Here is a 13735-nt window from a genome sequence, read left to right on the forward strand (position 1 = left end):
CTACTTTCCGTCGGCAGGGTTGGCGGCGTTGGCCTTCCTGGCCGCGTTGCGGTCCAGGAACGCCTGCATGCGGTCGAACTTGGCCTGGGATTCGAAGAGGATGCCCTGGGCCAGCTGGTCGATGAGCGGATGTGCTTCGGCAGGTGCGTGGAACACCGACTTGGTGATGCGGACGGCCAGCGGGTCCTGGCGCCCGATCCTGTTGGCCAGGCTGTGCGCCGCATCCAGCAGCTCGGCGGGGTCGTGGATTTCGGTGATGAGGTTGGCGGCTTTGGCCTCGTCCGCACCGAGGACCAGCCCGGCCAGCAGGATCTGCTTGGCCAGCGGTTCGCCCACGAGTTCCCTGAGCCGCCAGCTGGCACCGGCGGCGGCCAGGATTCCCAGCCCCGTTTCCGGGTTGCCGATCCGAACGTTGGGTGTCCCGATCCGGAAGTCGGCAGCGTACGCGAGCTCGGCACCGCCGCCCAGGCAGTAGCCGTCCAGCGCGGCAATGACCGGCATGGGCAGTTTGGCGATCCGGACGAAGATGGTGGAGTTGATTCCCTGCAGGGCGTCGTCCCGCCGGCGTTCGCGCAGCTGGGCGATGTCGGCTCCCGAAGCGAAGACTCCGTCCACGCCGGCGATGATCAGCACTTTGGGATTCTGTTCCAGCGCGGCGCAGACGGTGTGCAGTTCGTCCACCATCTGCTGGTCGATGGCGTTCTTCACCTCGGGCCGGTTGAGCAGCACCACCACCCGGTCGTCCTTCTCGTCGACAAGGAGCGCTGAGAACTTTTCCTTTCCCAGGTCCACGGTGGCGGCCATCAGATTTTCTCCAGCAGCATGGCGGTACCCTGGCCGACGCCCACGCACATCGTTGCCAGGCCGATCTTGGCGTCTTCGCGCTCCATCCGCCCCAGCAGGGTGATGGCAATCCGTGAGCCGCTGGAACCCAGCGGGTGTCCCAAAGCGATGGCACCGCCGTCGCGGTTGACGATCTCCGGTTCCAGGCCCAGGCGCCGGATGCACGCGAGGGACTGCGTGGCGAAGGCTTCGTTAAGTTCGACGGCGGACAGGTCACCCACGCTCAAGCCGCTCCGCTTGAGCACTTTCTGGGTGGCGGGGACCGGGCCGATGCCCATGATCTCGGGTTCGCAGCCCGCTGAGGCGCCATCGATGATCCGGGCGCGCGGGGTCAGGCCCAGCCGCTCGATCGCCGCTTCCGAGGCGATGATGATGGCGGAGGCGCCGTCGTTCAGGGAGGATGAGTTACCCGCGGTGACCACCGACCCCCCGTGCGCCACCGGCTTCAGGTTGGCCAGCACGTCCAGACTGGTGCCGGGGCGGGGGCCCTCGTCAGTGTCCACCACGGTTTCGGACTTGCGGGTCTTGACGGTAACAGGCACGATTTCGTCCTTGAACCGGCCGGCCTCGATGGCGTCCAGGGCCAGCTGGTGGGAGCGGACGGCGAACGCGTCAGCGTCCTCGCGGGAGATGTTGTCCACCCGCGCCACTTCCTCCGCAGTCTCCGGCATGGAGTATGTCATCTTGCCGTCCCGGGCCAGGGAACCGTGCTGGAAGTGGGGGTTGGTGAAGCGCCAGCCGATGGAGGTGTCGAAGATCTGGCCGGGCTTGGCGAACGCCGCGGTTGGCTTTTCCTGGACCCAGGGTGCCCGGCTCATGGACTCCACGCCGCCGGCGATCACGATGTCCGCGGCCCCGGCCTTGATCATGTGGCTGGCCTGGATGATGGCGCTGAGGCCGGACGCGCAGAGCCGGTTGACGGTGATGCCGGGGATGTGGAGCGGCAGACCGGCCAGCAGGGTGGCCATCCTGGCCACGTTCCGGTTCTCCTCGCCGGCGCCGTTGGCGTTGCCCAGGATGACTTCGTCGATGCTCTCCGGATCCAGGCCGGCGCGTTCCACGGCCTCCCGGACCACCAGTGCCGCAAGATCGTCAGGCCGGACTGACGACAGCGCGCCGCCGTACCTGCCCACGGGCGTTCGGACCCCGCCTACAAGGAAAGCCTGCGGACCTGCAGAAGCAGCCATGGAAACACCCTTCACGCGATAAACAGCATTGTCATCGGCGGCCGATGCAGAGGAATCCCCCACTTACCGACCGTTCATTCTGTAAATGGTACACGGCAGGCTCACGGCGCGCATCCGGTTACAGGACCGTCACCCCCAGATGTGCGGCGATGAGCGGTGCGAGCAGGCCCAGCTGGTAGTCGTCGATCACAAGTCCCGAAAGGCTGCCGAGTCCGCTGATCCTCCGGAATTCGGTCCCCCGCAGGTCGAAGTCCTTCAGCTTGGCGCCGCCCAGGTCCAGGGATCCCACCGTGCAGTCCTCCAGTTTCACCCTGGTCGCGGCCGCGGCTCCGAGGTCCAGTTCGTTGATGATGCAGCCGCTGATCAGCACGTCGGTAAGCTTGGCGCCCCGCAGGTTCAGGTAGTCAACCTTCCCGCCGTCGATCCGGACAGACTGCCACCCGCTCTCGTACAGCTCGGCGGAGCCCAGGCGCGGATTACGGAACTCCACCTCGCGCCAGGCAGTGCGGGCAGCATGGAAGACCGGCGCGTACGCCTCGGCCAGGAGGCAGTCCCGAAACGAGGCGCCGCGGAGTTGGGCCTCGTTGAAGGAAGCGGCATCGAAGCGGCACTCGGCAAAAAAGGCATCCGCCAGGTCCAGTCCATCCATGGCCGGACGGCTGAACCGGACATTTTCATACCGAACGCCGGGATGGAAGGCTGGGTCCGGCAGGTCTTCGGGATCCTGCAGCTGAATCCTGGAAAGCCGGGGCGGGCTCACCTTGCCCGGGGCCTTGCTGCGCGCTTTGTCCATGTACCTGAGCCTATCGCCGGGGCTGAGCGCGGAACGCCCGGCCGCTGGCCGGGGCTTGAAATAGTAAGTAGGCTTTGTTTACCGTGAAAGAGCACGGTTGATCGAAGGAAACGAAAGGAGGCCGGAACCATGGGCCTCGGAGACAAGATCAGTAACGCGGCAGAAGACCTTGGCGGCAAGGCCAAGGAAGCTGCAGGCAACGCAACCGACAACGACCGCCTGAAGGCGGAAGGCCAGGCCGACCAGGTCAAGGCGGACGCCAAGAAGGTGGGCGAAAGCGTGAAGGACGAGTTCAAGCGCGACTAGCTGTATTGACCTGAGAGGTTGGTGACGCGGCTGGCTGGCGTCCGACCTTTGAGTGCGGTGTGGGCTCGATGGTGATTGTAGGCATGGAGCCAGTCGGGGAAAGCAGCAACCCGCTCGGCTTCTGAGCGGTAGGGTCGGATGTAGGCCCATTCCTCGAGCATGGTGCGGTTGAACCGTTCGACTTTGCCGTTGGTTTGTGGCCTGTAGGGGCGGGTGCGTTTGTGTTTGATGTTTGGCCCCAGCGCTTCGGCGAAAGCATGGGACCGGTAGCAGTTCCCGTTGTCAGTCAGAACACGCTGGACGGTAACTCCGTGTTCTTTGAACCAGGCGTTTGCCCGCACCCAGAAGTCTGCTGCCGTTTCCTTGGTTTCGTCAGTGAGGATCTCGGTGTAAGCCAGTCGTGAGTGGTCATCCACGGCATTGTGGAGGTAGTGGTAGCCAGGCCGGCGGTTGGCCTTGGTGCCGGTCTTGTTCTTCCAGCCAGCGGTCCTGCCCACGACTCGGTGTCCGCCGCCATCGGGGATCCGGCCCAGCTTCTTGATGTCCACGTGGACCAAATCCCCGGGCCTGTCGTGTTCGTAGCGGCGGATCACTCGTCCTGTGCCGCGATCGAGCCAGGTTAGTTTCGCCAGCCGGTAGCGGGACAGTACCCGGTGGACGGTCGAGGGGTGCAGGCCCAGCAGATAGCCGATCCTGGCAGGGCCCCACCGGCGGTTCACACGCACGGCGATGATCCTCCGCTCGGTACGCGTAGCAGTCCTGCGGGGCGAGGAATGTGGCCGACTCGAACGGTCCTCCATTCCGTCGGGTCCCTCCTCGCGGTAGCGCTTCGCCCAACGCTCAGCGGTCGGGACCGAGACCTGAAACCGCTCCGCAGCACGGCGCAGGCTCCAGCACTGATCAACAACGCACTGAGCGAGCTGCAACCGGCCACGAGGAGTGAGGAAAGCGTTAGCGTGGGACACGAAGACCTCCGTGTGTGGAAAAGGACTCTAGACAAGCCCCACTCCACCCGGAGGTCTTCTTCATGTCACCAAACCACCCCGAGCGTCACTAACGTCCGTGGTCAATACAACTAGCTGTTGCCGGCGCAGCCGCGGCGAACGGCGTGCTGCACCAACCCCAAACGGCGGCGGATCCCAACGGATCTGCCGCCGTTTCGTGCCCACTCACCACCCGCTGCGGGTGGGGGTGTGCCCTTTTCGGGAATCTTCGGGCATGGTCATCTCGGCCCGGAGCCCCAGCAGCCGGATGGGCTGCCCGGGCTCGATCCTGGCCAACAGTTCAAGCGTTCTTGACAGCACTTCTGCGGGATCCGACGTCCCCGCGATTTTCCGCGCGTAGGTCTTGGTGGTGAACGGGGCGTAGCGCACCTTCAGCGTCAGGCCAATGACGGGCCTTCCCTCAGCCGCGACGTCCTCCATCACCCGCGCCGCCAGCTCACGGACGGCGTCCTCAATGTGGGCGCCGTCGGTCAGATCGCGCTGGAAGGTGGTCTCGCGGCTGTGCCCCCGGGCCACCCAGGGAGTGTCGTCAACCACGCGCGCACCGTCGCCGCGTCCCAGCTGGGCGTACCACGGTCCCATCTTTGGGCCGAACTCAGGGACCAGGTCCCCGGGGTTGGCCGCCGCGAGCTCGGCAACAGTCCTGATGCCCAGGGCGGCGAGCCGCCGCGACACCGCCTTTCCCACGCCCCAGAGTTCCATGGTGGGGCGGCTTCCCATCACGTCCAGCCAATTCGCCGCCGTGAGCCGAAAGACGCCCGCAGGTTTGCCGAAGGTGGTGGCCACCTTGGCCCGGAGCAGGGTGTCCCCGATCCCGATGCTGCAGTGCAGGCGGGTTTCGGCCAGGACGGCCTGCTGCAGCTGCCGGGCAACGGCTTCTGGATCAGCGGTCCGGACGCCGACGAATGCCTCGTCCCAGCCAAGTACCTGGACCGTGGTTCCCGACTGGGAGCGCAGGACAGCCATGACCTTTTCGGACGCTTCGAAGTAGGCTTCCTGGTCCACGGGCAGGATGACCGCGTCCGGCACTTTCCGGGCGGCGACGCGCAGCGGCATCCCTGAACCCACGCCGTAAGCCCTTGCTTCATAGGACGCGGTGGACACCACGGCACGTTCGGTGGGGTCCCCGCGGCCACCCACAATCACGGGCTTTCCGGCGAGCTCCGGCCGGCGAAGCACTTCAACGGCAGCGATGAACTGGTCCAGGTCCACATGCAGCACCCATGGTTCGCTCACAAGCCCCAGTCTGCCCGGGCCCCGGGCAGTGCACCAGCCTCCGGAGGCCCGCTCCAGAAATCCACACCGTTTCCGTCCGCTGCCCGGTTAGCCTTAGCCATGGCCTACGTTGACCTCAGCACCGAAAGCAGCGCCGCCGGCGGCTCCCCTTCCCTGCGCGGCTACCTCGCCACACCGCAGGGCCAGGGTCCTTTTCCCGGCGTCGTGATGATCCACGAGGCCTTCGGGCTGACCGACCAGACCCGCAGGCACGCGGACAGGCTGGCCCGGGCGGGCTACCTGACGTTGGCGGTGGACCTGTTCAGCGAGGGCGGGGCACGCCGCTGCCTGGTCAGCACCATGCGCAGCATGACCGCCGGCACCGGCCGGGCTTTCACGGATATCGCGACGGCCCGGAAGTGGCTGGCGGCGTCCCCGCAGTCCACCGGAAAGACGGGTGTGATCGGCTTCTGCATGGGCGGCGGCTTCGCGTTGCTGGTGGCCAGGGACGGTTTTGACGTGGCCTCCGTGAACTACGGCCGCCTTCCCGGCAACCTGGACGATGCCCTCCGCGGCGCCTGCCCCATCGTGGCCAACTACGGCGGCGCGGACAAGCCCCTGAAGGGGGCCGGCGGCCGGCTCGAATCGGCCCTGGAGCGGCTGGGAATCGAGCACAGTTTCAAGGAATTCCCGGGGGCTGGCCATGCCTTCCTGAATGACGCGGAAGAAGGCCCCAGGTTCCTGCGGCCGCTCATGCGCGTCATGGGCGTGGGGCCGGACCCGGACTCCGCCCCCGAAGCATGGCAGCGGATCGAGGACTACTTCGCCCGGTACCTGAAAGACTCCACTACCTGACGGCCTGGGCGCGCCCTGACGCCAAGGAGGAAACGCCGACGGCGGGCGCCCCCACCCAAGGGGACGCCCGCCGTCGAACGATCTTCAGAAAGGCCGGGAAGGCTTAGGTGAACAGGGAGTTCCTGGGCTGGTTGTTCTTGACCTTCTGCCAGCCGAGCCACAGGAGGACGGCAAAGAACGGGATGGTCCCCAGGGTCCAAAGGCCCAGGTAGAACACTTCACCGTCCTTGCTGGTCATGGTGTCGAAGCCGATGAGCACGGTGATCGCCAGGAGGCCCAGCAGTCCGGCCCAGCTGCTCCACGGCGAACCAGGCATGGGCAGGGTGGAGGTGATGCCCTTGCGCCGGCGCAGCACAATTTGGCTGGCGAAGATGGAGCCCCAGCAGAAGATCACACCAATCGAGGCGGTGTTCAGTGCGAGGTCGAACGCGTGCGAGCCACCCAGCCAGATGTTCAGCAGGATGCCCACCAGGTAGAAAGCGGCGATGGCCAGGATGGCCGCGTAGGGCACGTGCCGCCTGGACATCCTGGTGAGCCACTGCGGGGCGTGGCCGTTGTTGGCCATGGTGCGGAACACACGGCCGATGGAGTACAGGCCGGAGTTGCACGAGGACAGGGCGGCGGTGATGACGATCATGTTCATGACATCGCCCACCCAGCCCAGGCCCATCTGGCCAAACACGGTGACGAAGGGGGAGGTGCCGGCCTTGTACTGGTCGGATGGCAGCAGCATGGCCAGGAGCAGGACGGACCCTACGTAGAACACCACGATACGGAGGACGACGGCGCGGATCGCTTTGGGCACTTCGCGTTCCGGCTTTTCCATCTCGCCGGCGGTGACGCCGACCAGCTCGATGCCGTTGTAGGCGAAGATCACGGCGTTCAGGACCAGGACCATCACCAGCGCGCCCTTGGGGAACATTCCGCCCTCGGCGGCGAAGAGGTTGTTGACCGAGGCGTGCCCGTCACCCACCTGGGCGTTGGTGACCACCATGAATGTGCCCACCACCAGGAAAATCAGGATGGCGCCGACCTTCAGGCAGGATGCCCAGAACTCGAATTCGCCGAAGGCCTTGACGCTGAGCAGGTTCACTGCCACGAGGAGCGCCAGCGCGGCGATTGCCGAGGCTTCCACGGGGACGTTGGGGAAGAAGAACTGGAAGTACAGGCCGATCGCGATGAGCTCGGCGATGCCGGTCATGCCCCAGTTAATGAAGTACATCCAGCCGGACATGTAGGCGCCCTTTTTGCCGAACATCTCGCCGGCGTAGCTCACCAGGGAGCCGGAGGTCTGGCGGTACATGATGAGTTCGCCCAGGGCCCGCATGAGCAGGTAGGCGATCACGCCGGCGATGGCGTAGGAGAAGATCAGGGCCGGTCCGGTGGAGGCCAGGCGTCCGCCGGCTCCCATGAAGAGGCCCACGCCGATGGCGCCGCCCATGGCGATCATGGTGACGTGGCGCCGGCCCAGGGTCTTGCTGTAGCCCTCGGCGCTGAGGGAGGAGTCGACGGCGGAGGATGGCGCCGTGCTGTTCATTAGGTCTGTGGGGGTACTTTGAGGCACAACTGTTCCTTGTGGGTTGGGGGTTGGCCGCATCCGGTCTTCGTATGATCGAGCTCACAAAATTCGGCTTGAAGGCCTTTCGACCTGCGAATGTGAGGGCGATCCGGCGAACTGCCGAAGCTTCACGCGACCTGACCATCCTACAAGACAGTCCGGGGTGGTACGTGACGCGCACAACACGTGCCGCACCCGGCGATAGGCTGGGGGTATGGCAACAGCCCACCGCTTACCGCCCGCTCCGCAGCCCCAGCTGTACCGGTTCTCCTCCATGGACCTGGCCACGTTGTGCCTCTACGTTGCCATCGCGGGCTTCTTCGCCGCAGCCGGTGACCTGGTGGCCCCGCTGCTCCGGCAGATTGCCCCGTCCCCCGCGGCAGCGTCGTACGCCGTGAACCTGCTCTTCTACGCCTCGGTGGGAATACTGGCACTGGTGGCGGCCCGCAAAGTAGTGGTGCGCGACCTCAAGGTACTGGCCACCCGCCCCTGGTTCACGCTGCTGATGGTCCCCGCGGCCGTGATTGCCATGATGATCCTCACCGCCGTGGTGGTGGCCGCGTACGGGCAGGTGGAAACGTCCCGGAACCAGGCTGGACTGCAGGCGCTGATGCAGCAGGTCCCGGCCTGGCTGATGGTTCCGCTGCTGGTGGTGGCGGGCCCTTTCGTGGAGGAATACATCTTCCGCCACCTGCTGATCGGCAAGCTGGGCAGGCGGGTCAACATCTGGATCTGCTGCATCCTGTCCGTGGTGCTGTTCGCTGCTCTCCACATCGTGGGGCAGGAGGCGGTGACCCTTACCGCACTGCTCCCCTACCTGGCCATGGGCGCCACGCTGGTCTTCGTCTATATGTGGACCGGGAGGAACGTGATGTTCTCCTACTTTGTGCATGCAGCAAAGAACCTGCTGGCCTTGATCCTGGTCTATGCCATCCCGCCGGAAGTCTTCAACCAGATGCAGAACGTCCAGGCTTAGGGCTCCTGCACGGAGGATCTTCCGCAACGCAGCACCCGCCTCTACGGTGGACGGATGGGACTGAATATCCAGATCGTTGTCGATTCCGTCAGGCCGCATGAACTCGCCGACTGGTGGGCGGAAACACTGCAGTGGGCCGTGGAACCCCAGGATGCCGGATTCATCCGCTCCATGATCGGGCAGGGCTATGCCACCGTGGACCAGACCATGACGCACCGCGGAAACCTGGTGTGGAAGGACGGCGCCGCCATCCGGCCGCCGGAGGAAATTGACACCAAGGCCCCCGCCCGGCGCATCCTGTTCCAGACCGCACCCGAGGAGAAGACCGTAAAGAACCGCGTGCACTGGGACGTCCGGCTGGACGGCCGGGATAAGGACGAGGTGCGGCGGGAACTGGAGGCCCGGGGCGCTTCCTTTCTCTGGTCGGCGCGGCAGGGCCCGCATTCCTGGCACACCATGGCGGACCCCGAGGGCAACGAGTTCTGCATCAGCTGACGCCGATTACTAGACTTGGACGGTGAGCAACCAGATCCCAGCCCCGGTGTCCGATGTCTTCGATCCCTTGCGCTGGCGGGTGGTGTCCGGTTTCGAGGACTTCCAGGACATGACCTACCACCGCCAGGTGGAGCGGGATTCCGACGGCGGCTGGGTGCGTGACCTGCCCACGGTCAGGATTGCCTTCAACCGGCCTGAGGTCCGGAACGCGTTCAGGCCGGGGACCGTGGATGAGCTCTACCGTGCCATGGACCATGCCCGCATGACGCCGGACGTTGCCACAGTGCTGCTCACCGGCAACGGCCCCTCCCCTAAGGACGGTGGCCACTCCTTCTGCTCCGGTGGCGACCAGCGGATCCGCGGCCGGGACGGCTACCGCTACGCCGACGGCGAGACCCAGGAAACCATCGACCCCGCCCGGGCCGGCAGGCTGCACATCCTGGAGGTCCAGCGGCTGATGCGCACCATGCCCAAGGTGGTCATCGCCGTCGTCAACGGCTGGGCAGCCGGCGGCGGCCACTCCCTGCACGTCGTCTCCGACCTCACCATTGCGTCGCGGCAGCACGGCAAGTTCAAGCAGACGGACGCCACCGTGGGAAGCTTCGACGCCGGCTACGGCTCCGCGCTGCTGGCCCGGCAGGTGGGGCAAAAGACCGCCCGCGAGATCTTCTTCCTGGCCCGTGAATATTCCGCTGAGGACATGGTCCGGATGGGTGCGGTGAATGAGGCCGTGGACCACGGGCGCCTGGAGGAAGTGGCCCTGGAATACGCAGCGGACATCGCCCGGCAATCGCCGCAGGCCATCCGGATGCTGAAGTTCGCCTTCAACCTTGCCGATGACGGCCTGGCCGGCCAGCAGGTGTTCGCCGGCGAAGCCACCCGCCTGGCGTATATGACGGATGAGGCTGTGGAGGGCAAGGAGGCCTTCCTGCAAAAACGCGACCCCGACTGGTCACGCTTCCCGCACTACTTCTGAGGCAGGACGGCAATGAACAGCGAAACCTCCACCCCTTCCGCCCACGGCGGACCCCTCAACATCGACCCGGCCCTGAAGGCCCTCGCGGCCGCCCTCCATGGCGAGGGTCCCGCCGTCGAACTCTCCGTGGGCCCGGACGGCGGGCTCGTCGTGGGGCACGTGGAGACGCCCGGGTGCGATGATGCCGTGGCCGTGGTGCGCACGTCCGGATCCACCGGCACCCCTAAGGCAACGCTGCTGACCGTGGAATCCCTGGCGGCCTCCTCGATGGCCACAGCCCTGCGGCTCAAGGGCGAGGGCCAGTGGCTGCTGGCGCTGCCCGTCCAGTTCGTCGCCGGCATCCAGGTGCTGGTCCGCTCCCTGTTCGCCGGCACCCGGCCTTGGGTCATGGACATGTCCGGCGGCTTCACCCCGGAGGCCTTCACCGCAGCCGCGCTGGAGCTGACGGACAAGATCCGCTTCACCTCGCTGGTTCCCACGCAGCTGCAGCGCCTCTTGGACAATCCCCCGCCGGAAACGCTCGCAGTGCTCCGGCGGTTCAACGCCGTCCTGCTGGGTGGCGCGCCTGCATCGCCGGCGCTGCTGGCAGCCGCCCGGGACGCCGGCGTCCGGGTCATCACCACCTACGGCTCCGCGGAGACCTCCGGTGGCTGCGTCTATGACGGCTACCCGCTGGAAGGCGTCTCGGTCCGCGTGGATCCGGACGGCCGTATCCTCCTGGGCGGGGACACGGTGGCCGCCGGCTACATCGAGGCCCCCGACGAGGAAACCGGCACGTTCTTCGAGGAGGACGGCGTGCGCTGGTACCGCACCAGCGACCTCGGCTCCATCGACGACGACGGCCGGCTCACCGTGCTGGGACGCGCCGACGACGTGATCATCACCGGAGGCGTGAAGGTTTCCGCAGGGCACGTCCAGGAGCAGCTGGAACAGTCCGACGGCGTCGCGGCCGCTTTCGTGGCAGGGGTTCCGTCCGCGGAGTGGGGCCAGGCCGTGGCGGCCTACGTGGCCATCGTCCCCCCCGGCGGGGACGGCCGGGAAGGTGCAGCCGGGCCCGAGGGCGGTGACACCGCCGTCGCCCTTCAACGGCAGTGGCAGACCCAACTGGGTGTCCTGGCGCCCAAGACGGTCCTCGCCGCACCGGAACTGCTGATGCTGCCCAACGGGAAACCGGACCGGCTCGCCATGACCGCACAACTCAGCGCCCTGCACGGGGGAAAGTAGAGTTGGACCTGCACCACCGCGGCGGGTGCGCACGTATCGTCCTGCCGTCTTACCGAAACAACACGAGGTACTAACCGTGGCCACAGCCGCCCAATGGATCCAAGGCGCCCGACTCCGGACGCTGCCGGCCGCAATCGCGCCGGTGCTGATCGGCTCTGCCGCCGCCTACGAGATGGACTCGTTCATCCTGCCCAACGCCATCCTCGCCGCGTTGGTGGCGCTCCTGCTCCAGGTGGGTGTGAACTTCGCGAACGACTACTCGGACGGCATCCGGGGAACCGATGATGACCGCGTGGGTCCGCTGCGGCTGGTGGGCTCCGGTGCAGCCAAACCTGATCACGTCAAGTGGGCCGCTTTCGGCGCCTTCGCCGTGGCCATGGTGTTCGGGCTGGTCCTGGTGCTGCTCACCCAGGCATGGTGGCTGATCCTGGTGGGACTGGGCTGCGTCATGGCCGCCTGGGGATACACGGGGGGCAAGAACCCCTACGGCTACAAGGGCCTGGGCGACCTTTTCGTGTTCGTGTTCTTCGGGCTGGTGGCCACGCTGGGCACCACGTTCACCCAGGCCGGCCACATCAACCTCTCAGCGGTGATTGGGGCCATCGGCACCGGGCTGATCGCCACGGCGCTGCTCATGGCCAACAACGTGCGGGACATCCCCACCGACATGCAGGCCGGCAAGAAGACCCTCGCGGTGCGCCTCGGGGACAAGCATGCGCGCGAAAGCTACGTCCTGATGCTCGCCGTCGCCATCCTGCTGGTGGTAATCCTGGCCCCGGCGCGGCCGTGGATCCTGATCGTGCTGCTGCTGATCCCAGCCTGCCTGATGCCGGCCTGGCTGATGATCAACGGGCGCAAGCGCAAGAGCCTGATCCCGGTCCTGAAGCAGACCGGCCTGATCAACCTGGGCTACAGCGTGCTGTTCTCACTGGGACTGGTCCTCAGCCACGGGTTCTAGCTGTTCTTGCCGCCCTTGGCGTTGTTGATGGTGATGTCGGGGTTGGCGTCCAGCAGGGCATCCTCGGCGTTGGCGTCCTGGACCTCGCCGGCTGAGCGCAGCGGCTTGGCTTTTCCGGAGAACCGGTGCTGCAGGGCTGCTGCCGCAGCATCGCGCTGCTTCTGGAAGAACAGGTAGCTGATGGCGAAGGCAATGACCGCGGCGCAGATCACGGACATCAACGCCCCCAGCTGCAGCAGAGCGAACAGGACGAACAGGGGCACAAAGATCGCCAGGCGGATGAGGGAATATTTCAAGAAGGCCACTCTTCAAGTTTAGCCGCCTCCGCCAACGGCCCCTGCCCGTCCTGACGATAGACTTAATAGCATGCTGCTGTTCCGTGTGGCCTTGGCCGTCGCAGTCCTCGTCATCTTCGTGTATGGCCTGGTGGACGTGATCCGCACTGAAGGCCGCCTGACCCGGGGTATTTCCAAACCTGCCTGGATCATCGTACAGATCGTCCTGCCTGTCCTGGGCGCCATCCTCTGGCTGCTGATCGGCCGCCCCCGGGGCACGGCGCAGCCGCGTCCCAGCTACCCGCACCCCGTTGCGCCGGACGATGATCCTGACTTCCTGCGCAACCTTGAGGCACGGCGCCGGAACCAGGCAGAGGCCGACCGCCTGAAGAAACTCCGCGATGAACTCGAGGCCAAGGCCAAGGCCAAGGCCAAGGAGGAAGGCGGCAAGGGCCGGCGTGGTACGGACGAACACGACGCCGACGGGCTGAAATAGGCCCATGGTGTCCCCGGCCGGCGGCGAAGAGCGGCCCGTGTCCGCGCCCCCGCCCAGGCCCGGGCTCTCCTACTCCTCGCCCCCGCCCATCCCGGTGGCTCCCCGTGTCCCCGGCGCGGTCCGCGCCGCACGGACGCTCTGGCTCCTCAGCTTCGCAGCGGGGCTTGCCGTCCTGTTGGGGTCCTTCATGGCCCGTGATTCGAACCTGCAGCGCCTCCGCGGGGTGGTGGCGGGCATGGCTGGGGGCAGCGGCGCCGGGGTGGCCACCACCGCCAGCACCGTCTTTTGGGGAAGCATCGCTGCCCTGCTGCTGATGACCCTGCTGGAGGCGGCCGTCCTTGCCGCTTTGCTGGGACGCCGGGCCTGGGCCAGGTGGACGCTGGTCCCCCTGCTGGCCACCCACCTGCTCCTCCTCATTCCGGCGTCCGCCTTCCTGGTACCCGGCGGTGCTGCGGGCAGCTACGTGGTGATGCTCTGGGCCGCCGGATTGCTCCTGGCCTTTGCCGGGCTGGCGCTCCTGTTCCTGCCCTCCGCCGGGGCCTGGGTAAAGCACGAGGGCGCACGCGGCTAACGC

Annotated in this window: 16 protein-coding genes; 9 read left to right on the plus strand and 7 right to left on the minus strand. The window is 66.5% G+C overall.

Features of this window, described 5'->3' with window-relative positions; all coding sequences use genetic code 11:
* The 3 genes from AB0313_RS09490 to AB0313_RS09500 form a co-directional block, all read right to left on the minus strand.
* Complete coding sequence (locus tag AB0313_RS09490; protein ID WP_307308397.1) at positions 1–804, minus strand: enoyl-CoA hydratase/isomerase family protein; 804 nt, start codon at positions 802–804, stop codon at positions 1–3.
* Positions 804–2030 carry a thiolase family protein gene (locus tag AB0313_RS09495; protein WP_141940274.1) on the minus strand — a complete coding sequence of 409 codons (1227 nt, stop codon included), beginning with the start codon at positions 2028–2030 and terminating at the stop codon, positions 804–806. Before AB0313_RS09495 ends, AB0313_RS09490 begins: the two co-directional genes overlap by 1 nt.
* A 118-nt stretch (positions 2031–2148) precedes the next feature.
* Positions 2149–2823, minus strand: a complete 675-nt coding sequence (locus AB0313_RS09500) for a pentapeptide repeat-containing protein (protein WP_307308392.1) — start codon at positions 2821–2823, stop codon at positions 2149–2151.
* 129 nt (positions 2824–2952) lie between these two features.
* Between AB0313_RS09500 and AB0313_RS09505 the strand changes: the two genes are divergently transcribed.
* Positions 2953–3129: a CsbD family protein gene (locus AB0313_RS09505; protein ID WP_043452369.1), complete on the plus strand. Its 177-nt coding sequence runs from the start codon at positions 2953–2955 to the stop codon at positions 3127–3129.
* Here the strand turns inward: AB0313_RS09505 and AB0313_RS09510 are convergent.
* Both AB0313_RS09510 and AB0313_RS09515 read right to left on the minus strand, forming a co-directional pair.
* Entirely contained in the window at positions 3126–4094 is a 969-nt protein-coding gene (locus tag AB0313_RS09510; RefSeq protein WP_366305147.1) for an IS481 family transposase, read from the minus strand. The genes AB0313_RS09505 and AB0313_RS09510 overlap by 4 nt on opposite strands.
* Positions 4095–4298: 204 nt before the next feature.
* Positions 4299–5354: a DNA polymerase IV gene (locus AB0313_RS09515; protein WP_366305284.1), complete on the minus strand. Its 1056-nt coding sequence runs from the start codon at positions 5352–5354 to the stop codon at positions 4299–4301.
* 114 nt (positions 5355–5468) lie between these two features.
* On the opposite strand from AB0313_RS09515, the gene AB0313_RS09520 reads away from it, so the two are divergent.
* Positions 5469–6203 (plus strand): dienelactone hydrolase family protein, encoded by a 735-nt coding sequence (locus AB0313_RS09520; protein WP_366305149.1) that lies wholly within the window; start codon positions 5469–5471, stop codon positions 6201–6203.
* 103 nt (positions 6204–6306) lie between these two features.
* On the opposite strand, the gene AB0313_RS09525 is transcribed toward AB0313_RS09520, so the two are convergent.
* On the minus strand, positions 6307–7767 hold the full coding sequence (locus AB0313_RS09525) for an amino acid permease (RefSeq protein WP_366305151.1): 1461 nt from the start codon (positions 7765–7767) through the stop codon (positions 6307–6309).
* 208 nt (positions 7768–7975) lie between these two features.
* Between AB0313_RS09525 and AB0313_RS09530 the strand changes: the two genes are divergently transcribed.
* From AB0313_RS09530 to AB0313_RS09550, 5 genes are all read left to right on the plus strand, one after another.
* Positions 7976–8737, plus strand: a complete 762-nt coding sequence (locus tag AB0313_RS09530) for a CPBP family intramembrane glutamic endopeptidase (protein ID WP_141940270.1) — start codon at positions 7976–7978, stop codon at positions 8735–8737.
* Positions 8738–8791: 54 nt separating this feature from the next.
* The gene (locus AB0313_RS09535) at positions 8792–9232 is read left to right on the plus strand and encodes a VOC family protein (protein WP_141940269.1); all 441 of its coding nucleotides are present in this window, start codon (positions 8792–8794) and stop codon (positions 9230–9232) included.
* A gap of 22 nt (positions 9233–9254) precedes the next feature.
* Positions 9255–10208 (plus strand): 1,4-dihydroxy-2-naphthoyl-CoA synthase, encoded by a 954-nt coding sequence (locus tag AB0313_RS09540; protein WP_141940268.1) that lies wholly within the window; start codon positions 9255–9257, stop codon positions 10206–10208.
* A 12-nt stretch (positions 10209–10220) separates the two neighbouring features.
* A complete protein-coding gene (locus AB0313_RS09545; RefSeq protein ID WP_366305154.1) occupies positions 10221–11432 on the plus strand; it encodes an AMP-binding protein in 1212 nt (403 codons plus the stop codon).
* Positions 11433–11508: 76 nt separating this feature from the next.
* Positions 11509–12390 (plus strand): 1,4-dihydroxy-2-naphthoate polyprenyltransferase, encoded by an 882-nt coding sequence (locus tag AB0313_RS09550; protein WP_307308373.1) that lies wholly within the window; start codon positions 11509–11511, stop codon positions 12388–12390.
* On the opposite strand, the gene AB0313_RS09555 is transcribed toward AB0313_RS09550, so the two are convergent.
* Positions 12387–12695, minus strand: coding sequence for a DUF4229 domain-containing protein (locus tag AB0313_RS09555; RefSeq protein ID WP_307308371.1), 309 nt, complete (start codon positions 12693–12695; stop codon positions 12387–12389). The two genes, AB0313_RS09550 and AB0313_RS09555, sit on opposite strands and share 4 nt — an antisense overlap.
* 64 nt (positions 12696–12759) lie before the next feature.
* Between AB0313_RS09555 and AB0313_RS09560 the strand changes: the two genes are divergently transcribed.
* Entirely contained in the window at positions 12760–13161 is a 402-nt protein-coding gene (locus AB0313_RS09560) for a PLD nuclease N-terminal domain-containing protein (RefSeq protein ID WP_366305286.1), read from the plus strand.
* A 4-nt stretch (positions 13162–13165) separates the two neighbouring features.
* On the plus strand, positions 13166–13732 hold the full coding sequence (locus AB0313_RS09565) for a hypothetical protein (RefSeq protein ID WP_366305156.1): 567 nt from the start codon (positions 13166–13168) through the stop codon (positions 13730–13732).
* Positions 13733–13735: the final 3 nt, after the last annotated feature.

Source organism: Pseudarthrobacter sp. NPDC080039 (assembly GCF_040702335.1).
Classification (GTDB): domain Bacteria; phylum Actinomycetota; class Actinomycetes; order Actinomycetales; family Micrococcaceae; genus Arthrobacter; species Arthrobacter enclensis_A.